This is a genomic window from Phycicoccus endophyticus (assembly GCF_011326735.1).
In the GTDB taxonomy this organism is placed as follows: Bacteria; Actinomycetota; Actinomycetes; order Actinomycetales; family Dermatophilaceae; genus Phycicoccus; species Phycicoccus endophyticus.
This window is the reverse complement of the sequence record NZ_JAANCN010000008.1, coordinates 84985-107677: the sequence shown is the minus strand read 5'-3', so window position 1 is coordinate 107677 and position 22693 is coordinate 84985. Positions and strand designations below refer to the sequence as shown.

17 protein-coding genes and 1 tRNA gene are annotated in these 22693 nt (G+C 70.9%); 14 read left to right on the top strand and 4 right to left on the bottom strand.

Annotated features, from left to right (window positions below):
- Positions 1-118: 118 nt before the first annotated feature.
- Complete coding sequence (locus G8D98_RS10545) at positions 119-1882, top strand: sodium:solute symporter family protein (RefSeq protein WP_187566837.1); 1764 nt, start codon at positions 119-121, stop codon at positions 1880-1882.
- 14 nt (positions 1883-1896) lie between these two features.
- The gene (locus tag G8D98_RS10540; protein ID WP_166102711.1) at positions 1897-2187 is read left to right on the top strand and encodes a hypothetical protein; all 291 of its coding nucleotides are present in this window, start codon (positions 1897-1899) and stop codon (positions 2185-2187) included.
- A 24-nt stretch (positions 2188-2211) separates the two neighbouring features.
- Here the strand turns inward: G8D98_RS10540 and G8D98_RS10535 are convergent, their stop codons facing one another.
- From G8D98_RS10535 to G8D98_RS10525, 3 genes are read right to left on the bottom strand one after another with little or no spacing between them, the layout of a single operon-like run.
- Complete coding sequence (locus tag G8D98_RS10535) at positions 2212-2985, bottom strand: maleylpyruvate isomerase N-terminal domain-containing protein (RefSeq protein WP_166102709.1); 774 nt, start codon at positions 2983-2985, stop codon at positions 2212-2214.
- Positions 2986-3013: 28 nt separating this feature from the next.
- Positions 3014-4039 (bottom strand): LacI family DNA-binding transcriptional regulator, encoded by a 1026-nt coding sequence (locus G8D98_RS10530; protein ID WP_166102706.1) that lies wholly within the window; start codon positions 4037-4039, stop codon positions 3014-3016.
- Positions 4040-4048: 9 nt separating this feature from the next.
- Positions 4049-6511 (bottom strand): glycoside hydrolase family 3 N-terminal domain-containing protein, encoded by a 2463-nt coding sequence (locus tag G8D98_RS10525; protein WP_166102703.1) that lies wholly within the window; start codon positions 6509-6511, stop codon positions 4049-4051.
- A gap of 336 nt (positions 6512-6847) precedes the next feature.
- Between G8D98_RS10525 and G8D98_RS10520 the strand changes: the two genes are divergently transcribed.
- Genes G8D98_RS10520 through G8D98_RS10510 form a run of 3 tightly spaced genes read left to right on the top strand, consistent with a single transcriptional unit; the run spans position 6848 to position 10046 of the window.
- Entirely contained in the window at positions 6848-8209 is a 1362-nt protein-coding gene (locus G8D98_RS10520; RefSeq protein WP_262500210.1) for an ABC transporter substrate-binding protein, read from the top strand.
- The gene (locus G8D98_RS10515; protein WP_205859760.1) at positions 8206-9132 is read left to right on the top strand and encodes a carbohydrate ABC transporter permease; all 927 of its coding nucleotides are present in this window, start codon (positions 8206-8208) and stop codon (positions 9130-9132) included. The genes G8D98_RS10520 and G8D98_RS10515 overlap by 4 nt, the downstream gene beginning before the upstream one ends.
- A 5-nt stretch (positions 9133-9137) precedes the next feature.
- The gene (locus tag G8D98_RS10510) at positions 9138-10046 is read left to right on the top strand and encodes a carbohydrate ABC transporter permease (RefSeq protein ID WP_166102698.1); all 909 of its coding nucleotides are present in this window, start codon (positions 9138-9140) and stop codon (positions 10044-10046) included.
- Positions 10047-10055: 9 nt separating this feature from the next.
- Here G8D98_RS10510 and G8D98_RS10505 read toward each other — a convergent pair whose 3' ends face one another.
- On the bottom strand, positions 10056-10853 hold the full coding sequence (locus tag G8D98_RS10505; RefSeq protein ID WP_166102696.1) for a dioxygenase family protein: 798 nt from the start codon (positions 10851-10853) through the stop codon (positions 10056-10058).
- Between the two features lie 158 nt (positions 10854-11011).
- On the opposite strand from G8D98_RS10505, the gene topA reads away from it, so the two are divergent.
- The 9 genes from topA to G8D98_RS10455 all read left to right on the top strand — a co-directional run bounded on the left by topA (position 11012) and on the right by G8D98_RS10455 (position 21753).
- Positions 11012-13738, top strand: coding sequence for a type I DNA topoisomerase (topA, locus tag G8D98_RS10500; protein WP_166102693.1), 2727 nt, complete (start codon positions 11012-11014; stop codon positions 13736-13738).
- Positions 13739-13827: 89 nt separating this feature from the next.
- Entirely contained in the window at positions 13828-14277 is a 450-nt protein-coding gene (locus G8D98_RS10495; protein WP_166102691.1) for an SCP2 sterol-binding domain-containing protein, read from the top strand.
- Between the two features lie 178 nt (positions 14278-14455).
- Positions 14456-15094 carry a dTMP kinase gene (tmk, locus tag G8D98_RS10490; RefSeq protein WP_166102688.1) on the top strand — a complete coding sequence of 213 codons (639 nt, stop codon included), beginning with the start codon at positions 14456-14458 and terminating at the stop codon, positions 15092-15094.
- On the top strand, positions 15091-16230 hold the full coding sequence (locus tag G8D98_RS10485) for a DNA polymerase III subunit delta' (RefSeq protein ID WP_166102685.1): 1140 nt from the start codon (positions 15091-15093) through the stop codon (positions 16228-16230). Before tmk ends, G8D98_RS10485 begins: the two co-directional genes overlap by 4 nt.
- Before the next feature lie 91 nt (positions 16231-16321).
- Entirely contained in the window at positions 16322-17866 is a 1545-nt protein-coding gene (locus G8D98_RS10480) for an alpha/beta hydrolase (RefSeq protein ID WP_166102682.1), read from the top strand.
- 83 nt (positions 17867-17949) lie between these two features.
- Positions 17950-18026 (top strand) — tRNA-Thr (locus G8D98_RS10475).
- 107 nt (positions 18027-18133) lie between these two features.
- Positions 18134-18661, top strand: coding sequence for a type II toxin-antitoxin system Phd/YefM family antitoxin (locus G8D98_RS15665; RefSeq protein WP_308788831.1), 528 nt, complete (start codon positions 18134-18136; stop codon positions 18659-18661).
- 261 nt (positions 18662-18922) lie between these two features.
- On the top strand, positions 18923-20305 hold the full coding sequence (locus G8D98_RS10460; protein ID WP_166102679.1) for a DUF4365 domain-containing protein: 1383 nt from the start codon (positions 18923-18925) through the stop codon (positions 20303-20305).
- Positions 20302-21753, top strand: coding sequence for an argonaute/piwi family protein (locus G8D98_RS10455; protein ID WP_166102677.1), 1452 nt, complete (start codon positions 20302-20304; stop codon positions 21751-21753). The genes G8D98_RS10460 and G8D98_RS10455 overlap by 4 nt, the downstream gene beginning before the upstream one ends.
- Positions 21754-22693 lie beyond the last annotated feature (940 nt).

The following is a 22693-nucleotide window of genomic DNA, read 5'->3' as shown; positions in this document are numbered from 1 at the left end:
CGGCCCCTCGTGGGCCGCGAGCGCCCGGGAGGCGTTAGCGTGGCGGTCGGCGCCGGCCCCGGCGTCGACCCTCGACGAGGAGCTGGTGGTGGCCGTGGTCGCAGCAGGTGCACAGGCACTGGTCGAGGGGGCGAGGGCGGCGGTACCGGCCGCCGAGACGCTCATCGACGCCGGTCCCGTCGACTACCTCATCCTCGTCGTCTACTTCGGCTTCGTCCTCGGCATCGGGCTCCTGGCCCGGCGGTCGGTGTCGGACTCGGTCGACTTCTTCCTCTCCGGCCGTGCGCTGCCGGCGTGGGTGACCGGGCTCGCGTTCATCTCGGCGAACCTCGGCGCGGTCGAGATCATGGGGATGAGCGCGAACGGGGCGGAGTTCGGCCTCCCGGCCGTCCACTACTTCTGGGTCGGCGCGATCCCGGCGATGCTCTTCCTCGGCGTCGTGATGATGCCCTTCTACTACGGCTCCAAGGTCCGCTCGGTGCCGGAGTTCATGTTCCGCCGGTTCGGCACCGGCGCCCACCTGGTCAACGCGCTGTCCTTCGCGGTGGCCCAGCTGCTCATCGCCGGCGTCAACCTCTACCTGCTCGGCTCGATCGTCCACGCCCTCCTCGGCTGGCCGCTGTGGGTCGCCCTCATCGTCGCCGCGGCGATCGTGCTGTCCTACATCACCCTCGGCGGGCTCTCCGCGGCGATCTACAACGAGGTGCTGCAGTTCTTCGTCATCGTCGCGAGCCTGCTGCCGCTCACCCTCATCGGGCTGCACCGGGTCGGCGGGTACGGCGGCCTGAAGGAGAAGATCACCGAGTTCGCCGCGAACGCGCCCGCGAAGGCGGAGGTCGCCCCGGCGGAGCAGCAGCTGCACTCCTGGCCCGGCCAGGCGCTCTCGGGCTTCGACAACCCTGTCCTGTCCGTCATCGGCATCGTCTTCGGCCTCGGGTTCGTCCTCTCCTTCGGCTACTGGACGACGAACTTCGTCGAGGTCCAGCGGGCGATGGCCTCGGAGTCGATCTCGGCGGCCCGCAAGACCCCGATCATCGGCGCCTTCCCCAAGATGTTCATCCCGTTCCTCACGATCTTCCCGGGGATGATCGCGGCAGTCCTCGCCGAGCCGATCATGCGCCTGAAGAACGGTGAGGCACCCCCAGGGGGCGCCTCCGGCACGGGGGTGAAGTACAACGACGCGCTGCTCTACCTCATGCGCGACCTCCTGCCCAACGGCCTGCTCGGCCTGGCCATCACGGGCCTGCTCGCGGCGTTCATGGCGGGCATGGCGGCCAACATCTCCGCGTTCAACACGGTCTTCAGCTACGACCTGTGGGAGCGGTACATCCGCAAGGACCGCAGCGACGACTACTACCTGCGGATCGGGCGGCTGGCGACCGTCGCCGCGACCGTCGTGGCGATCTTCACGGCCCTCGTCGCGTCGTCGTTCGGCAACATCATGGACTACCTCCAGACGTTGTTCGGGTTCTTCAACGCGCCGCTGTTCGCCACCTTCATCCTCGGCATGTTCTGGAAGCGGATGACCCCGACGGCGGGCTGGACCGGCCTCGTCCTCGGTACCGTCTCGGCGGTCGTCGTCGCGGTGCTCAGCGAGGACTCCCTCGGCGGGGCGAGCGTCGGGGTCATCCCGCTGAGCGGGCAGGGGGCGGCGTTCGTCGCGGCCTCGACGGCCTTCGTCGTCGACATCGTCGTGTCCGTCCTGGTCACGACGGTGACGGAGCCGAAACCGGCGTCCGAGCTGAAGGGCCTGGTCTACTCCGAGACCCCCCGGGAGGACCTCGTCGACCCCGACGAGGCGTCGCACCCGTGGTTCCGGCGGACCATCCCGCTCGCGCTCATCGCGCTCGCCATGGTCACCGTCCTCAACGTCCTCTTCTGACCGGGAGCCCAGTCATGGCAGACAACCACAAGGCCGGCGCCTTCGACATCCGCAACGTCATCGGCGCGCTGCTCGCGATCTACGGGGTGATCCTGACCCTCATGGGGCTCCTGGCCGACCCCGAGACCGACAAGACCGAGGGCGTCAACGCCAACCTCTGGGCGGGCCTGGCGCTCCTCGTCGTCGGGGTCGCCTTCGTCGCCTGGGCCCGGCTGAAGCCGATCGTCGTCCCCGAGGACGTCGAGCACGTCGGCGACGACCCGACCCGCCCGGCGCCCCGCAAGCGTCGCCGCGCCGAGAGCTGAGCCGCCCGGCCTCGCCGCGGCCGGTCAGCGCACGGCTCCCCGCTCGCGCCAGGCGGGCAGCAGCCCGGCCTCGTCGTCGGGCGCTCCGCCGCGGTTCCACAGCGCGAGGTGGACGTCGGTCGCCGCTCCGGAGAGGGTGGGCACCGCCGGGGCGGTCTCGTCGGCGGCGAGCCGCCGGGTCGTGAGCGAGTCGGTGCCCACGTCGAGCAGCCAGCGAGCGCCCTCGCGGGTCTCGACGAGGGCGCGGTAGGGGGCGCCGGCCGCCCGCGGCCCCCGGCCCGGGCGCTGCCAGAAGCCGACGAGCAGCTCGTCGACGCCGTCCACGGCGACGTCGGCACCGAACCAGGCGTCCCTCGCCGTCGCGGCGGACCCGGTCCGGGCGGCGAGTGCGTCGAGGGCGTGGATGGTCGTCTCGTGGTGCTGTCGCCGGGCCCAGAACAGGCGGGCCGCAGGGGCGTCCACGAGGAAGGTGGAGCCGGGCGCGTCATCGGGCAGCGACCGGAGCGTGGCCAGCATCTCGGCGGCCCCGGCGCGCAGCCAGGACACCGGGTCGGGGGCGGCGTGCGCCTCCTGCGCGGTGGCCTCGATGCCCACGACGCGCGGGTCGCCTCCGCGCAGCATCGCGAGCGCCCAGCGATGGACCATGCCCTGGTGCTCGAGGAGGTCGCGGACCCGCCACCCCGGGCACGGCGGCACGGGGGACTCCAGCCCGGCCTCGAGCGACCAGGTGGCGAGCCGTGCCGTGGCCTCCTGGAGACCCTCGAGGTGGCGGGCGAGCGGGAGCACCGGTGCGGTCATGCCCCCAGTGTGCCGAGCGGGCGGTGGCTCAGCCCTCGCGGCGGGCCGTGGAGGCGCGCACGACGAGCCGCGTCGCCAGGGCCACGTGGGGCGCGTCGACGGTGCCCCCGTCGGCGAGCCGCAGCACGGTGCGCAGCGCGACCTTCCCCATCTCCTCGAGGGGCTGGCGCACCGTGGAGAGCGGCGGTGAGCTCGTCGCCGCGGAGGGGGTGTCGTCGAAGCCGACGACCGAGAGGTCCTGGGGGACCCGTAGCCCGACCCGGCGCGCGGCCTCGAGCACCCCGAGGGCCACCTCGTCGGCGCCGCAGAAGACGGCCGTCGGCGGCTCGGCCCGGTCGAGCAGCTGCAGCCCGCCCTGGAGGCCGGTCTCGTAGTCGAAGACCTGCCCGGCGGTGACCAGGGCGGGGTCGAGGGCGAGGCCGTGCTGCTCCATGGCGGCCCGCAGCCCGCCGACCCGGGCGGCGTTGCAGGCCGCGCGCAGGGCGCCTCCGACGTAACCGATGCTGGTGTGCCCGAGGGCGATCAGGTGCTGGCCGGCGCTGAGCCCGCCGGTGAAGTTCGTCGAGCCGATACTCGGCGTCGTGCTCGCCTGCGGGTCGATGGGGTCGACGAGGACCACCGGCACCGGCGCGTCCGAGAGCGCCCGCAGCTGCTCGCGGGTCAGCTCGCCCGCCACCGAGATCAGCCCGCAGCGGCCGGTGCGGGCCAGCCGGCGGGCCCACTCGGCGTCGGTCGGCTCGTGGTCTCCCCCGGAGGCCCGGGTGCTCAGCGTGACGTCGACGCCCGCCTCGGCGGCCGCGTCCGCGACGCCCTGCACCACCTCGCTGGTGAAGGGGGAGCGCAGGTGGTCCACGAGCAGCTCGACCGCGCGAGGCATCCCCGGGCGGCGGCGCGGCGTCGCGGTGTAGCGATGAGCGGCCAGGACGCGCTGGACCCGGGCCCTGGTCTCCTCCGCGACGTCGCTGCGCCCGTTGAGCACCTTGCTCACCGTCGCGACGGACACGCCGGCGGAGTCGGCGATGGTCGCCAGGGTGGGGCGGGCGGTCGTCGTCACGAGTGGACCCTAGGGGGCGCTCCGCCCGGGCGTGCACGCGGCCGGGGTCGTGAGACGCCGTTCGTGCCCGACGACCCGAGGCGTCCCGGTCACCTCGAGGGCAGCCCGGCAGGGGAGGTCCTCGGCCGAGCTGCCGACGAAGACCTCGAACAGGCCCGGCTCGACGACCCGCGACAGGTCGCGTCCGACGACGGCCAGCCGGTCGGTGTGCAGGCCGAAGGTCACCTCGCTGCTCTCGCCGGCCTCCAGCGGCACCCGGGTGAACCCGAGGAGCTGGCGGACGGGCCGGACGACGGACGCGACGACGTCGCGCACGTAGAGCTGGAGGACCTCCTCGCCCGCGCGCCCGCCGGTGTTCGTCACCCGGCAGGTCACCTCGACCTCGCCGTCGCTCGGGACCTGGGCCGCCGAGAGCCTCAGGTCCTCCACGGCGAAGGTCGTGTAGCTGCGCCCGTGGCCGAAGGGGAAGGCCGCCCGGGTCTCCAGGCTGCTGATGCCGCTGCTCTCGGCGGAGCCGAGCGGGGGCTGCAGGTAGGTGCGCGGCTGGCCGCCCGGCCCCCAGGGGACCTGGACGGGCAGGTGACCGCTCGGCTGCACCCGGCCCGAGAGCACCCCCGCGACGGCGGGGCCACCCTCCTCGCCGGGCATGAAGGCCTGCACGAGCCCGGCCACCCGCTCCGCCCACTGCCCGAGCGCGTAGGGCCGGCCCGAGACGACGACGAGCACGAGCGGCGTGCCGGTCTCCAGGAGGGCCTCGACCAGCCGGGGCTGGGCGCCGGGCAGCCGGAGGTCCTCGGCGTCGCAGCCCTCGCCCGAGGTGCCGATGCCGAAGAGCCCGGCGCGGTCGCCGACGAAGGCGACCGTCAGGTCGGCCTGCGCCGCCAGGGCGGCGGCGGCGGCGATGCCCGAGGTGTCCTCCCCCTCGACCGCGCACCCGAGTGCGTAGCCGACCTCGCTGTCGGGCAGCTCGGCCCGTAGGGAGTCGAGCATCGTGCTCACCTCGAGGCCGGGGCCGCGGCCCGGGTAGCGGGGCAGGACGTGGTTGGGGAAGGCGTAGCAGCCCATGTGGGTGCGTGGGTCGTCCGCGCACGGGCCGACGACGGCGACCCGGGAGGGCGTCGTGCGGCTCTCCCCGGTGAGGGGTAGCGCGGTGCCCGGGTCGAGCAGGACGACGGAGCGCTCGGCCAGGGCGGTGGCGATCGCGCGGTTGCCCGGCGCGTCGAGGTCGAGCCCCTCGGCGCCGGCGACCGAGCCCTCGGGGGTCCAGTCGGGGTCGAGCAGGCCGAGCTCGACCTTGTGGCGCAGATGCCGGCGGGCGGCCCGGTCGACGAGCGCCTCGTCGAGCGCGCCGGTCTCGACGAGCCCGACGAGGTGGCCGCCGAAGCCGGAGGTGTCGGGCAGCTCGACGTCGATGCCCGCCCGCAGCGCGGCGACCCCCGCGCCCTCGACGTCGGGGGCGACCCGGTGCATCGAGGCGAGGAACGGGACGGCCCAGTAGTCGGAGACCACGGTGCCCTCGAACCCCCACGCCTCGCGCAGCACGTCGGTGAGCAGCCACGGGTCGGCGCCGGCCGGCACGCCGTCGACGTCGCTGTAGGAGTTCATGACCGAGCGGGCGCCGCCCTCGCGCACGGCGGTCTCGAACGGCGGCAGGATGACCTCGAGCAGCTCGCGCCGCCCCATGGAGACCGGGCCGTGGTTGCGCGCGCCCCGTGAGGCGGAGTACCCCGCGAAGTGCTTGAGCGTCGCGACGACGCCGGCGGACTGCAGGCCCCGCACGTACGCGGAGCCCACCGTGGCCACGAGGTGCGGGTCCTCGCCCATCGTCTCCTCGACCCGACCCCAGCGCGGGTCGCGGACGACGTCGAGCACGGGCGAGAGGCCCTGGTGCACCCCGGCCGCCGCCATGTCGCGACCGATGGCCGCGGCCATCTGCTCGACGAGGTCGGGGTCGAAGGTGGCGGCCCAGGCGATGGCCGCCGGGTAGACGGTTGCCCCGTACGTGGTGAAGCCGGTGAGGCACTCCTCGTGGACGAGCGCGGGGATGCCCAACCGGTTGCCGGCGAGCACGACCCGCTGCTGGCGGGCCACCTCGGCGGCGCCCTCGGCCACGGTGAGGGGCCGGCTGCCGTACACCCGGGTCAGCTGGCCGAGCCCGTCACGGCTGGCCTCCTCGAGGGGGACACTGCCGGAGGCGGCGAAGACGTCCTGCATCGGGGCGACGATGAAGGTCTCGCCCTCCTCGGCGGGCTCGGCCTGCGGGCCGTCTGCGGGCGGGGCGTCCGGCGTCTCGTCGTGCCGCATGTCGTTGCCCGCCCACCGGCTGCCGAGCTGGGCGACCTTCTCACGCAGGGTCATCGCCGCGAGCAGGGCCTCGACCCGCTCCTCGACGGTGCGGGTCGGGTCCCGCCAGAGCGGGGAGTCGGTCACCGCGGAGGTGGCCGTGGGGCCGGCGGGCTGCGCCGAGGTCATGGGTGCTCCGTTCGAAATTTTCGGAATGCGGTGCGGCGGCCGACCCGCAAGCCGGCCCGGTCCGCGCCTGGTCGAGAGTCTGTCCCTCTGGAGGGCGGCGCGCAAGGCCCGGCCTGTGGGACCCGAAGAGCCCCGAGGATGCGGAAGGATAACGTTATCCAGATCTCTTCGCGCTCCCATTGACAGCGGTCCGCTGTCGCCTTACGTTGGGCCCGAAGCCACCGAAAAGTATCGCAACGGCTTGGTCATCGCGCCAGGGAGGGGCGGTGGCCACCTGCGGCGGAGGTTCCGCCGACCTGACACGCGGCGATGCCGCACAGCCAACGGGAGATCAGCGTGGATCCTCAGACTCAGTACCGTCCGTCCCCGACCCGCCGCAGCATCCTGGCCTTCGCCGCGGGGCTCCCGCTGGCCGGGACCCTCGCGGCCTGCGGCTCCTCCGGCCCCGGGACCTCCGAGTCCGACAGCTCCGGGGGTGGGAGCGGCACGGGGGCCAGCTTCTGGACCCTGAGCGGCAAGCCCCAGGAGGACATCCGCAAGCAGGCCGTCGACGAGTTCAACGCGAGCCACTCCGACACCCCGATCGAGATCACCCTGTTCCAGAACGACGCCTACAAGCAGAAGGTCAAGACCGCCCTCGGTGCCGGCCAGGCGCCGACGATCCTCTGGGGCTGGGGTGGCGGTGGCCTCAAGAGCTGGGTGGACGCCGGGCAGGTCGAGGACCTCACCGACTTCTTCACCGAGAACGCCGACCTGAAGGACACGATCTTCCCGGCCGCCTTCGGCGCAGCGACGATCGACGACAAGGTCTACGCGCTGCCGTGCGAGACGGTCACGCCGATCGTCATGTTCTGGAACAAGTCGGCCTTCGAGAAGGTGGGGGTCGAGCCGCCGCAGAGCTGGGGGGACATCCTCGACCTGGTCCCGAAGTTCAACAACGCCGGCATCGCCCCCTTTTCCCTCGGCGGCCAGTCGCGCTGGACGAACATGATGTGGCTGGAGTTCCTCTTCGACCGGATCGGTGGCCCGGAGGTCTTCCAGGCGGTCTTCGACGGGGAGAAGGACGCCTGGAGCAACCCGGACGCCATCACCGCGCTCACCGAGATGCAGAAGCTCATCGAGATGAACGGCTTCATCAAGGGCTTCGCCTCGATCACCGCCGACTCCAACGCCGACCAGGCCCTGCTGTACTCCGGCCGCGCCGCGATGATGCTCCACGGTGCGTGGACCTACGGCGGGATGAAGAACGACGGTGGCGACTTCGTCACCGGCGGCCACCTCGGCTACATGAACTTCCCGCCGGTCGACGGCGGCAAGGGTGACCCGAGCGACTCCGTCGGCAACCCGGCGCAGTACCTGTCGATCTCCGCCAAGGCCTCCGACGACGAGAAGGCGGCGGCCAAGGCGTTCCTCGCCGAGAGCCAGTTCACCGACTCGATCCAGCAGGCCTGGATCGACTCCGGCAACATCCCGGTCGCCCAGGGCTCGGACTCCCTCATCGGCAGCGGTGAGGACGCCGACTGGCTGAACTTCCAGTACGGGATCGCCTCGGGCGCCAAGAGCTTCGCGCAGTCCTGGGACCAGGCCCTGCCGCCGACCCAGGCCGAGGTGCTGCTCGACAACATCGCCAAGCTCTTCCAGATGTCGATCACCCCCCAGCAGTTCGCGTCCAACCTCAACGCCGTCATCGGCAAGTGACCGTCGGCCCCGCAGCACCACCGGTCCTGCCGGCCGCCGCCCCCCGGGGCGGCGGCCGGCGCGGCCCCCTGTGGTGGCTCGTCCTGCCCGCGCTCTTCTTCTTCACCGTCTTCGGGGTCGTGCCGCTCCTCGGCGTCGTTGCGCTGTCCTTCGCCCGCTGGAACGGCATCGGGGCGATCACGCCGGGCGGCCTCGAGGCGTGGCGCGCGGTGCTCGGCGACCCGGGCCTGCTGCACTCGCTGTGGGTGACCTTCGAGATCATGGCCGTCTCCTGGCTCGTCCAGACCCCGGCCTCGATCCTGCTCGGCACCTTCCTGGCCGGCCCCCAGCGCTACCGCGGGTTCCTCGCGGTGCTCTACGTCGTGCCGCTGCTGCTGTCCTCGGCGGCGATCGCCGTGACGTGGAAGGCGCTGCTCGACCCGAACTTCGGCCTCGGCGCCGGGCTCGGGTGGAGCCTGCTCAGCCAGAACTGGCTCGGGGAGGGCGGCCTCGCGGTCGGGGTGATCATCTTCATCGTCTCCTGGCAGTTCGTCCCGTTCCACGCCCTCATCTACCAGGGCGGGGTGCGCCAGATCCCGCGCTCGCTCTACGAGGCGGCGGAGATCGACGGGGCGGGCCGGGTGCGGCAGTTCTTCTCGGTCACCGTGCCGCAGCTGAAGTACACGATCATCACGTCCTCGACCCTCATGGTCGTCGGGTCGCTGACCTTCTTCGACCTCATCTTCGTCCTCACCGCGGGCGGCCCCGGTGACGCGACCCGGGTGCTCGCGGTCGAGATGTACCAGACCGGCTTCCTCGGCAACCAGATGGGCCCGGCGAGCGCCATCGCCGTCATCATCGTCTTCAGCGGGCTGATCATCGCCCAGGTCATCCGCCGGCTCGGGGGGCGTGACCCGTCCGCGAGCCAGCTCGAGGGGATGTGAGCGCGATGGCCACCGCAACCCGCACGCCCACGCCGCAGACGTCACCGGCCCCGCCGCCGGAGGCGGCACCCTCCCGCAGCGGACGGGTCCAGCGGCTGCTGCGCTACAACTGGCTCGGGGGGCTCGCCGGCTGGGTCTGGGTCGTCGTCGTCATGGTGCCGATCTACTGGATCGTCGTCAGCAGCTTCAAGACCCAGAGCAACTTCTTCGCGTCCAACCCGATGCTCCCGCCCGCCGAGCCCTCGCTGGACTCCTACCGGCTGGTCATCGAGAGCGACTTCGTGCGGTACTTCGCCAACAGCGTCGTCGTCACGGTCGGGGCGATCGTGCCGGCGGTGCTCATGGCGTTCATGGCGGCGTACGCCATCGTGCGCGGCGGTGACAGCATCTTCCTGCGGCTGTCGAACTCGGTCTTCCTCATGGGCCTGGCGATCCCGCTCCAGGCGGTCATCATCCCCGTCTACCTCATCATCATCCGGCTGCGCATGTACGACACCCTCGGCGGGATGATCCTGCCGAGCATCGCCTTCGCCATCCCGCTGTCGGTGCTCGTGCTGTCCAACTTCATCCGCGACGTCCCCCGCGAGCTGTTCGAGTCGATGCGCCTCGACGGTGCCTCGGAGTGGACGACGATGTGGCGTCTCGCCTTTCCGCTCACCCGCCCGGCCCTGGTGACGGTGACGATCTACAACGCGCTGCTCACGTGGAACAACTTCCTGCTGCCGCTGATCCTCACCCAGAACCCGGAGAAGCGGACGCTGCCGCTGGCGCTGTGGAGCTTCCAGGGGCAGTACGGGGTCAACGTCCCGGCGGTCCTGGCCTCGGTCGTCCTCACGACGCTGCCGATCCTCGTCTTCTACGCCCTCGGGCGGCGCCAGCTGCTCGCCGGCCTCACGGCCGGGTTCGGCAAGTAGGCGGCCGGCTCAGCCGAACTGCCAGGAGCGCTTGCTCAGGCCGTACCAGAAGCCGTCGATGACGCTGCTGCCCGCGACGTCCGCGCCGGCGCTCGCGGCGCCGAGCGCCACGTAGAGCGGCGCCCAGTGCTCGGTGCGGGGGTGGGCCTCGCGGGCGGCGGGGGCCGTGGCGAGGACGTCGAGGACGCTGTCGACGTCGCCGGCGCCGACCGTCTCCGCGGCCCAGTGGTCGAACTCCGAGGACGGGGTCGGGGGCGGCCCGTCCGGGCCGTCTGCCGGCCGGAACCAGCGCAGGTTGTGGGTCGTGAAGCCGGAGCCGACGACGAGGACGCCCTCGTCGCGCAGCGGCGCGAGCCGGCGGCCGAGGTCGAAGAGGCGGTGGGGGTCCAGCGTCGGCATCGAGAGCTGCAGGACGGGCACGTCGGCCGCGGGGAACATCTCGACCAGGGGCACGTAGGCGCCGTGGTCGAGGCCACGGGCGGGGTCCTGGTGCAGCGTCTCGCCCGAGCCGGAGAGCAGGCCGGCGACCGAGCGGGCCAGCTCGGGGGCGCCGGGGGCGTCGTAGGTCACGTCGTAGTAGCGCTGCGGGAAGCCCCAGAAGTCGTAGACGAGCGGCGTGCCGCTCGCCGTCGAGGACACCGTGACCGGCGCCGCCTCCCAGTGCGCCGAGACCATGAGGACCGAGCGCGGGCGTGGCAGGTCCGCCGACCAGGCCGCAAGCTCGGCCGTCCACGTCGCGTCGTCGGCGAGCGGGGGCGCGCCGTGGCTGAGGTAGAGGACCGGCATCCGGCCCGTGGTCGCGTCCATGGCGTCCTCCCGACAGTAGTTGACCATTCAACCACATGTGACGGCCGCGGGGCCGACCCGGGTGTGCGCGGCGTCCCGGCCGGGCGCTACCGTCGGCCCTGTCACCACGTCGGAGCAGCGACGAATCCGCTGCACGTGGGACGGACAGGCAGGTAGGCATGGCAACCGGACGCAAGCTCGTCATCGTCGAGTCGCCCGCGAAGGCGAAGACCATCGCGGGCTACCTCGGCCAGGAGTGGGACGTCGAGGCGTCCGTCGGGCACATCCGCGACATCCCGACCCCGAGCGAGATGCCCGCCGAGGTCAAGAAGGGCCCCTTCGGCCGGTTCGGCGTCAACATCGAGGACGACTTCGACCCGTACTACGTCGTCGACGCCGACAAGAAGAAGAAGGTCCGCGAGCTCAAGGCCCTCCTGAAGAACGCCGACGAGCTCTACCTCGCCACGGATGAGGACCGCGAGGGCGAGGCCATCGCCTGGCACCTGTTCGAGACGCTGCAGCCGAAGGTGCCGGTCAAGCGGATGGTCTTCCACGAGATCACCCGCGAGGCGATCCAGCGCGCGGCCAACCAGACCCGCGACATCGACGTCTCGCTCGTCGACGCCCAGGAGACCCGGCGCATCCTCGACCGGCTCTACGGCTACGAGGTCAGCCCGGTCCTGTGGCGCAAGGTCAAGGCGGGGCTGTCGGCGGGGCGGGTGCAGTCGGTCGCGACCCGGATGGTCGTCGAGCGCGAGCGCGAGCGGATGGCCTTCGTGCGGGCCGCGTACTGGGACGTCGACGCCGACGTCACCCCCGGCGCCGACGAGGACCTCTTCACCGCGCGGCTGACCGGCGTCGACGGCAAGCGGGTCGCCACCGGACGGGACTTCGCCGACGACGGCACCCTCAAGGGGGAGCGGACCGTCCAGCTCGACCAGGAGCGGGCCACCGGCATCGCCGAGGCCCTGCGACGGGCCGAGGTGACCGTCGCGGAGGTGTCCGAGAAGCCGTACACCCGCCGCCCGAGTGCTCCGTTCACGACGAGCACCCTGCAGCAGGAGGCCTCGCGCAAGCTGCGGCTGAACTCGCGCAACGCGATGCGGGTGGCCCAGCGGCTCTACGAGAACGGCTACATCACCTACATGCGCACCGACAGCACGACGCTCTCGGACGCCGCGCTGAGCGCCGCTCGCCAGCAGGCCCGCGAGCTCTACGGCGGCGACTCGGTGCCGGAGTCGCCGCGCCGCTACGAGCGCAAGGTGAAGAACGCCCAGGAGGCCCACGAGGCGATCCGGCCGGCCGGTGACCGCTTCCGCACCCCGAAGCAGGTCGAGGGCGAGCTGCGGGGCGACGAGTACCGCCTCTACGAGCTGATCTGGATGCGCACCGTCGCCTCCCAGATGGCCGACGCCCGCGGCTCGACCGCCTCGCTGCGGCTGGCGGCGACACTGCCCGACGGCGCGCCGGCCCGCGAGGTCGAGCTGTCCGCGAGCGGCACGGTCATCACCTTCCGCGGGTTCCTCGCCGCCTACGAGGAGGGGCGCGACGCCCCCCGGGCCGGTGACGACGAGGAGCGCCGGCTGCCGAGGCTCGGCGCCGGCCGCTCCCTCCAGGTCCGGCGTGCCGAGGCGGCCGGTCACGAGACCTCCCCGCCCGCGCGCTACACCGAGGCCACGCTCGTCAAGGCCATGGAGGAGCGCGGCATCGGCCGTCCCTCGACCTACGCCTCGACGATCGGGACGATCCAGGACCGCGGCTACGTCTCGACCCGCGGCTCCGCGCTCGTCCCGAGCTGGCTGGCCTTCGCCGTGACCCGGCTCATGGAGGAGCACTTCGGCCGGCTCGTCGACTACGACTTCACCGCCTCCATGGAGGAGGACCTCGACGCCATCGCCCGCGGGGACGAGCAGCGGGCCGCCTGGCTGCGGCGGTTCTACTTCGGAGACGAGGCGAGCTCCGCCGAGGGGCTGCGCGCGCTCGTCGAGGACCTCGGCGAGATCGACGCCCGGGCGATCTCGACGATCGACATCGGTGACGGGGTCGTCGTGCGCGTCGGGCGCTACGGGCCGTACGTCGAGGAGGTCGTGCCGGCCGGGGTCGACGCCGCGACCGGCGAGGTGACCGACGGGGCCGCCGCGCAGTCGGCTCGGACCCAGCCGCGCCGGGCGACGATCGCCGACGACATCGCCCCCGACGAGATGACCCCGGCGCTCGCGCGCGAGCTGCTCGAGCGGGCGGCCGACGACGGGCGGGTGCTCGGCCAGGACCCGTCGACGGGGCGGGACATCGTCGCGAAGTCCGGCCGGTACGGGCCGTACGTCACCGAGGTCGTCCCCGAGGAGGAGCAGGGCAAGGGGAAGAACAAGGTCAAGCCCCGCACCGCGTCGCTGTTCAAGGACATGGACCTCGGCACCATCGAGCTCGACACCGCGCTGCGGCTGCTGTCGCTGCCGCGCGTCGTCGGCACCGACCCGGAGTCCGGGGAGGAGATCACCGCACAGAACGGCCGCTACGGGCCGTACCTGAAGAAGGGCACCGACTCGAGGTCGCTGACGAGCGAGCAGCAGCTGTTCGACATCACGCTCGAGGAGGCGCTCGCGATCTACGCCCAGCCCAAGCAGCGCGGGCGCGCCGCGGCCAAGCCGCCCCTCGCCGAGCTCGGCACCGACCCGGTCTCCGGCCGGCCGGTCGTCGTCAAGGACGGCAGGTTCGGGCCGTACGTCACCGACGGCGAGACGAACGCGACGCTGCGCCGGGACGACGACCCCGAGTCGCTGAGCCCGGAGCGTGGCTTCGAGCTGCTCGCCGAGAAGCGGGCCAAGGGGCCGGCGAAGAAGACGGCGCGCAAGCGGACGACGAAGACGGCCAAGAAGACGGCGAAGAAGACCGCGGAGAAGGCCTGACCGCCCGGTCGGTGCCCGCGGGGGCCGACCGGCCACGCGTCGTGGTCGACCCTTGCCCCGGCGGGTTACCCGCCAGTAGGTTGAGCGCCATGGCCCTCGACCCGCAGTCCCTGACCACCGCGACGCCCGCCGAGTTCGTCGCCACCGTCAAGACGGCGTCCGACCGCGAGCTGCGCGAGGCGTTCGCCGGTGAGCACCGCGAGGCGCTGCTCGACGCGGTCTTCGGCCGCTTCCCCGAGCAGTTCCGCCCCGAGAAGGCCGGCGACCGCCGGGCGCGCATCGACTTCCGGGTCACCGGCGGGCCGGGGGACTCCAGCGACACCTACGCGGTGGTCGTCGACGGCGGCACCTGCACCGTGGAGAAGGCGCCGACGCTCGATCCCGATCTCTCGCTCATGGCCGGGCCGGCCGAGTTCCTCAAGCTGATCTCCGGCACCGGCAACCCGGCGATGATGTTCATGATGGGCAAGGTCAAGGCGCGCGGCGACCTCGCCCTCGCGTCGGCGCTCGCCAACTGGTTCGAGACCCCCAAGGCCTGACCCGGCCGCCGGTCTCGTCGTCCCGTCCGGACGCACCTCCGCGGGGTGGCGCCTACACCGACGCGGGCCTCACCCGGCTCGCCACGGTCGTCATCTACCGCCGGCTCGACCTGCCCCTCGGCGACGGCTTCAGCCGCCGCCCGACAGGACGTCGGCCCGCTGGCCTAGGCTCGCTGCCGTGAGCGGAGCGGACGGGGTGTTCATCGCCTTCGAAGGCGGCGACGGTGCGGGGAAGTCGACCCAGGCGCGCCTGCTCGCCGACGCCCTCCGGGCGCGCGGGCGCGAGGTGCTGCTGACCCGGCAGCCGGGCGGCACCGAGCTCGGCTCCGCCATCCGCGACCTCGTCTTGCACGGCGGCCACGTCTCGCCGCGCGCCGAGGCACTGCTCTTCGCCGCCGACAAGGCCCACCACGTCGACCTCGTCGTGCGCCCGGCGCTCGCGGCCGGCCAGGTCGTCCTCACCGACCGCTACACCGACTCCGCGGTCGCCTACCAGGGAGCGGGGCGCGACCTCGGGGCCGACGAGGTCCACGATCTGCAGCTGTGGGCCGTCGACGGGCTCGTGCCCGACCTCACCGTCGTCGTCGACGTCGCCCCCGACGAGGGGCGCCGCCGTCGCGGCGAGGTGCACGACCGGCTCGAGTCCGAGGCCGACGCCTTCCACGCGGCGATCCGCGAGCACTTCCTCGCCGTGGCCCGGGGCAACCCCCAGCGCTACCTCGTCCTGGACGGTACGCAGCCGCCGGAGGCCCTGTGCGCGCAGGTCCTCGAGCGCCTCGAGGCCATGGGGCTGGTCGCGCCCGGAGGTGCCGGGTGAGCGTCTGGCGGGACGTCATCGGCCAGGAGCGGGCCGTCGAGACGCTCGTGCGGGCCGTCGCGGACCCGGCGGCGATGACCCACGCCTGGCTGTTCACCGGGCCGCCCGGCTCCGGCCGCTCGGTCGCCGCCCGGGCCTTCGCCGCCGCGCTGCAGTGCCCGCAGGGGGGCTGCGGCGAGTGCCGCGAGTGCCGCACGGCGCTCGACGCGACCCACGCCGACGTCGACGTCATCGCCACGGAGGGGCTGTCGATCAAGGTCGAGCAGGCGCGTGACCTCGTCGCGCTCTCGGCCCACCGGCCCAGCGTGGGGCGCTACCGGGTCATCGTCGTCGAGGACGCCGACCGGCTCACCGAGCGGGCCGCCGACGCGCTGCTCAAGGCTCTCGAGGAGCCGGTGCCGCGCACCGTGTGGATGCTGTGCGCGCCCTCGACCGAGGACGTCATCATCACGATCCGCTCCCGCGCGCGCCACGTGCGGCTGCGCACGCCGTCGGTCGAGGCCGTGGCCGACCTGCTCGTGCGCCGCGACAGCGTCGAGCCCGCGATGGCCCTCTACGCCGCCCGGGCCGCCCAGTCGCACGTCGGGCTGGCCCGTCGCCTCGCCCGCGACGAGCACGCTCGCATCCGGCGGCACGACGTCGTGTCGCTGGCCACGCGGATCTCCTCGGTGGGCGACGCCGTCGGGGCTGCTCGGGACCTGATGACGATCGCCCAGGAGGAGTCGGCCGCCGCCTCGGGCGAGCGCGACACGCGCGAGCGCGAGCGGCTGCTGGAGATCCTCGGAGCCGACCCCACGGCGCGCACGCAGCCACCCCACATCCGCTCGCAGGTCAACGCCCTGGAGAGGGAGCAGAAGGCGCGGGCGACCCGGTTCACCCGGGACGTCGTCGACCGGGCCCTGCTGGACCTGCTCTCGGTCTACCGCGACGCGCTCGTCCTGCGCACCGGCGCTGCCACGGACCTGGTCAACGAGGACAACCGGCCGGTCGTGCAGCGGGTCGCGCAGGCGCTGAGCGCCGAGCAGGCCCTGGGGGCGATGGACGCCGTCGGCACCGCTCGCGAGCGCATCGGGGCCAACGTCGCTCCGCTGCTCGCCCTGGAGTCGATGGCCCTCGACCTGCGTCTCCCACAGTGAGCGCCGCCGTGTCCCCTCCGACACCCGCACGGGGCCGGATCGTGACCGCCCGCCGGCCCGAGCGTGCAGGCGGCTCGCCTATCGTGCGCCCATGACCGTGCGCCCCCTGCCCCTGCTCGCGGGGCTGCTCGTCGCGGCCACCGCGCTCGCCGGCTGCTCCCTGGAGGACCTGCGAGGCGGGGAGGGGTCCGGGTCCTCGGCGGCCTCGACCCCCCAGACCCCGCCGGCGGGCACCACGGGCCTGGAGCGCTTCTATGCCCAGCAGCTGTCCTGGTCGGACTGCTCGGGCGCGCAGTGCGCACAGCTCACGGTGCCGGTGGACTACGAGGACCCCGAGGCCGGCACGATCCGGATCGCGGTGCTCAAGGTGCCGGCCAAGCGCCAGTCGCGCCGCATCGGCGCCCTCGTCGTCAACCCCGGTGGCCCGGGGGGCTCGGGGGTCGACTACGCCCGGGCGGCCGACTTCATCGTCGGCTCCGGGGTGCGTGAGCGCTACGACGTCGTCGGCTTCGACCCCCGTGGGGTGGGGCGCTCGGCGCCGATCGACTGCGTCACCGACGACCAGCTCGACGACTTCCTCGGGGCCGACCCCACCCCCGACGACCCGTCCGAGGAGCGCGCCTTCGCCCGGGGGGCGGCGGCGTTCGCCACCTCGTGTGCACGCACCGCCGGCTCACTGCTCGCCCACGTCTCCACCGAGGACGCCGCGCGCGACATGGACGTGCTGCGCGCGGCCCTCGGGGAGGACCAGCTGACCTACCTCGGCAAGTCCTACGGCACCTACCTCGGGGCGACCTACGCCGACCTGTTCCCCACGCGGGTCGGCCGGTTCGTCCTCGACGGGGTCGTCGCACCCGACCTGACCTCCGAGGAGATCAACCTCGGGCAGGCCGAGGGCTTCGAGCTCGCGACGCGCACCTGGGCCGACTACTGCGTCCAGGAGGGGGCCTGTCCCCTCGGCGACAGCGTCGAGACGGTCATGGAGAACCTGCGCGGCTTCCTCGCCGACGTCGACGCCTCGCCGCTCACGCGCACCGGGGACACCGCGGTGTCACAGCTCACCGAGGGGTGGGCCTCGCTGGGCATCGCGGCTGCGATGTACGACGAGGGATCCTGGGGCACCCTCGTCGACGCGATGCGGGACGCACTGGCCGGCGACGGCACCGCCTTGATGCAGCTCGCCGACCAGTACGCCGACCGCAACCCGGGCGGCGGCTACGCGGGCAACATCATGGAGGTGATCTACGCGGTCAACTGCCTGGACAAGCCGGAGTCGAGCAGCGTCTCCGCGCACGAGCAGCAGGCGCAGGAGGCGCAGCAGGAGGCACCGACCTGGGGCGCCTACCTCATGTGGAGCTCGCTCGTGTGCGGGTACTGGCCGGTTCCCGCCGTGAGCACGCCGCACACGGTCGCGGCGACGGGCGCCGAGCCCATCGTCGTCATCGGCACGACGCGCGACCCCGCAACGCCGTACGACTGGTCGGTGCGCCTGCACGACCAGCTCGACAAGGCCTCGCTCATCACGTACGACGGCGACGGGCACACGGCCTACACGCGCTCGAACGCCTGCGTCGACGACGCGGTCGACGCGTGGTACCTCGACGGCACCCTCCCCGAGGACGGGCTGCGCTGCTGAGGCGCGGCGGCTCCGGGCGGATTCGCGGCTGGGCCGGTGCACTCCGTATACTCGGCGTCCGTGCCTGGCCGGACCGGGCGCACGCCGCCTTAGCTCAGTCGGCCAGAGCGATTCACTCGTAATGAATAGGTCGTCGGTTCGATTCCGACAGGCGGCTCCACCCAGAGATGCCCCCTCACCTGCATGAACAGGTGAGGGGGCATCTCTGTGCACGGGGCGTGGTCCGGTCTCCGGTCGGCCATCGGGTAGGCCGTGCCGCCTCGGAGGATGAACGACCACCGGGTGCTGCAGATCGTCGACCAGGTCGAGCGTGAGCACGGCCGGGTCGTCATCACCGAGCACGGCCGGCCCGCTGCTGTCGTCGTGTCCGTCCACGACCTCGAGTCCCGCGAGGAGACGCCCGACGTCATGGGCAAGCCGCGTCTTCTGGAGCAGATCCGCGACCGCCTCGCCGAGGCGGGCACCGGCCAGGCTGGGCCGCCGGGCAAGGACGAGGCCTCGCGCTGCTGCGCGGCTGAGGCGCTGCGTGGACATCGCGTGGACGCCCACCGCCGAGCGGGCGTTGGTCCGGCTTCCGGAGAAGGTCGCGGCCGCGGTGGTCGAGTTCGTCTACGGGACGCTGGCCGAGAACCCACGCCGAGTGGGCAAGCCCGCTCCGCTTCGAGCGCGAAGGTCTGCACAGCGCCCGGCGCGGAGACGTCCGGGTCAGCTACGGCATCGGTGAGCAGGTGGCGATCATCGCGATCGAGCACCGCGTGGATGTCTATCGCCCGCAGTGACTCGCGACAGGGGTAGCCCTATGGCGGCGGTATGACGCGGGTACTTAGACCCGCGGCGAAGAGGGCTTCAAGTCGGGAGCCGGAATCGGTCGGAGTCAATGCTGACTCGGCGCCGGTTTTCGGCGATGCAACGAACCATCCACTAGCTGCGAGCGCCGCGTGCCCCGAGATCGCCGGTCGAATCCCATCGAAGACTCGGTGGAAAGACGCGCTAGACCACGAACTGTCGGCCCTGGTCTCTACCCTGCGTGCAGAGACCAGTCCGAGATGAGGATCGATGGGACGAAGCGGGCCGAAGAAGTTCACCGAGAGCCAGCACAAGGGGCATGCTGGCATCGGTCTGATCCACATGCTCATTTCCGAGATGGGACACGAGTGGCATGACCGCGTCGTGGATGTTGGCGTCGACGGCAGCATCGAACTGCGTGACCCCTCTACCGGGCTGATGTCCAACCAGCACGTGATGGTGCAGTCGAAGGCCTCTGACGACAAGTTTTCGGGCGAAACAGACGACGGATTCTGGTACCTGTGCGATGAGGAGGACATCGAGTACTGGATGAAGTCACGGGATATCCCAGTCATCCTCATCTGCTCCCACCCCAAGGAGCGGAAGGCTTGGTGGGCCCACGTCCAGCCCTGGTTCGAGGTGCCAGCGAACAGGGCGTCCCGTCGCATCGACTTCAACAAGGCAACCCAAGCCTTCGAGGGCGACTTCACCGGGAAGCTGTTCGCAATCGCTGACCCCCACGGCGTGGCCCACACGCCAACGGCGGAGAAGAAGCACGAGCAACTTGTATCGAATCTCCTGCCCGTCGACGTGCCCGACGTCGTGTACGTCGCGAAGACAAAACACCGGGGACTGAAGGCGATCTATGACTCGCAGCGCGACTCAGGGCTGGTGTACCGGTCAGACTTCGTCCTTGACGGAGGTCGCATTTACATGTGGTCGCCGGCTGAAGGCACATCTCTTCAAGACGTGGTTGCCGGCCCGATAACCGCAACCCCGTTTGGCGAGATCGCTGCCGGGGATGCCGACGATCAGCGCCTCGCTGTCTGGCTGCTCAATGCCGCGCTGAAGGACGACCTGAGTGAAGACTGTCGCTGGAACAACCGACGGAAGTTTTTGCACTTCAAAGCTACCGAAGATCTGACCGAGCGACGGATCACATCGATGTCTGGCAAACAGCGGCTTGTCTTCAAGGGCTACTACCAACGCGCCGACGACCCGACGCGCCCAAAATTCTATCGACACGCGGCCCTTCGGGCCCACTTCCTGCGGATCGACGACGAGTGGTTCTGCGAATTGCTCCCGGACTACTTCTTCACCGACGACGGTTACGCAGAGTCCAAGTTCGCGGACAAGAACCTTGCCAAGATGAAGCGCATCGAGAAGAACCAGGCGCGGTTGAGCGAAACCCTGATGTGGGTCAGGCTTCTCATGGGGGAGCCAGCACCGGACCTCTTCTACGAAGCGCCTCCAAGGATCCTGGACTTTGGGGCGCCAGTGCGATTCGACCTCGATCGGGGTATCACAGACAAGAATTGGATCGCCCCTGACGACGACGCAGCCGTCGAGCCCACGGACGAGATCTCTCCATTCACGGTGGCTGAAAACGACCTTTTCGACGCGCTCGATGAGCTAGAGGAGGCCGGCAGGTGAGGGCGACGTTCATCGAGGAGCCATTGCTTGAGTTCGCAGGAGGTGGACGGCACATCGACCCGCGACACGGCATCTGGGACTACGGACCCGCAGACATCAAAGACCCCGCACCACGCATCGTCAGGGCAGCCATAATCGGACCTCAAGAGTCAATCAATGGACTGCAAGCCTGGCTCGATCGCTGCCGACTTGGACTCGGCGCCATGCCCGACACCCACCTCACTCGCCTTTACGTCCCGTTCCCTGGCTTCGACGTCACGCATGGTTTCCGATCTATCATCAATTTCACCCCGCGACTCACCAGAGCCATCCCCAAGCGCCAGCTCGATGCCCTGAACGGCCTACACCCCAAGAAGGCGGTCGCGGCCGCCGTCGACATCTACGACATTGAACTCGCCGCCCTTCATGACGAGCCATCCTGCGATGTTGTCATTGTGTGCCGGCCGGACAACCTGAACGATGCCGCAATGTCCAAGGCGCCGAAGAGTCCAGACGCGCTGGAGGTTGACGGGTGGTCTAAGGATGGCCGCGACGTCTTCATCGCTGACTTCCACGCGCTACTCAAGGCTCGGTCACTACGTTACAAGCAGCCGATCCAGATCGTCCGCCGCAACACCTGGGACACGACGTTCAAGGACCCGCGCACCGGGCGTGCAGGCGCGAATCAGGACGAGGCAACCAGAGCATGGAATCTCCACACGGCCCTGTACTACAAGAACGGTGGCGTCCCCTGGCGCCTACCGCGCGAAGCATCTGACCTAGCGTCGTGCTATATCGGCATCGCCTTCCATAAGACCGCGGATACGAACCTGCACACGTCTGTCGCCCAGATCTACAACCAGCGTGGCGATGGCGTCATTGTGCGTGGCGGTCCGGCCACCGTGTCCAAGGAGGACCGGCAACCGCACCTGTCCGAGGACGACGCGCGCGACCTTCTCGAAACGGCGCTCCAGCGCTACCGCACCGAGCACCGAACCGCCCCCGCGCGTGTGGTTCTACATAAGGCCAGCAACTACACAGCCGCCGAGACGACAGGTTTCAACCAGGCCGCCAACACCGAACGCCTCGACCTCCTGGAACTGTTGTGGCTCACGGGCTCCGACCAATTGCGCCTCTACCGAAAGGGTCAACAACCACCGCTGCGCGGTACCTTCGTCAGTATCGGCGACAACCGCCACCTGCTCTACACGACAGGCGCCGTCCCGTTCTACAAGACCTATCCCGGGCACTACGTGCCTCAGCCACTCGGCATGAGAACCGTGCAGGCTGAGTCGAGCCCGGAGACGTTGGCGGCGGAAACCCTGGCACTCACGAAGATGAACTGGAACCAGACTCGGCTCGACGGTCGGATCCCCATCACCCTTCGCACGGCGCGCACCGTCGGCAACATCCTCAGACACCACGACTCCACCGACCCGGTGTCGGGACGCTACGCGCACTACATGTAGCTCAAGAGATTTGAGACGTACTGCATGAGCTTGTGTAGCTGTGGGCCTCTCCAGGGCCAGCCCGCCAGCGTCCGCGAGTGCCAATAGCGCACGCTCCGACTCGTCGGCCCATCGTCGACGCGGCGGCCTGTCCGACCGACTCCGACACGTTCGCGCCGAATCGATCAGCCCACTGCCGAGCCAGGCTCGAATAGCCCCGCCGGTTCTCGTAGTCCTGATTGTCGACGCCCGTATTGGAGATCTGAAGCAGGACGCTGCCTCGGCTGCGCGTGATCACGACGTAGAAGCCACGTGGGACCGCTGCACGGGTCGGTGACTCCGCTCCCACCCACGTGAGCGGGCTGACGCGGCCTTGAGTCGCGCACATCGGTTCGTTAAGACCGGTTCCGCCGGAGGCCAATCATGCGATCCGATCCAGCGCCAGAGGTGCGGTGGCGCGGCTCAACTGACTCCCGCCTTCACATGCGGCGAATGAGGATCCAGGTCGGCGAACCCCGGACCGCCGCGGACGTGGTCTTGGCGGCTCATCATGGGCCAGCTCCTCTGTCATAATCTGCTGACTGATCTCGGAGTCAGCCAAATGCCTACAACCGCCCACATCCGCACATCAGCGTGCGTACGCTCACACCTATGATCCAGGATGAGAGGACACAGGATTTGTCGCGGCGGAAAGGGGCTGGTCACGTCGGCTCGACAACCGGTGTCGCCGAACAGTCACGACCGCGACTGCTGCGGAACTCGTGGGGCGGCGCCGAAGGCGGACGAACGGTCAGACGCTGAGAATTTCTCAGCGCTGACCCGATATGGCTGAGTCCCGAGCGGAACCCAGCCATTACAAGAGGGAGGGCTTCATTGCGAATCGCTCGCGTCAGAGTTCAAGGTTTTCGCGGCTTCGACTCAGCGGAGATAACTGTGGATGGGCATGTCGCGGTGGTGGGGG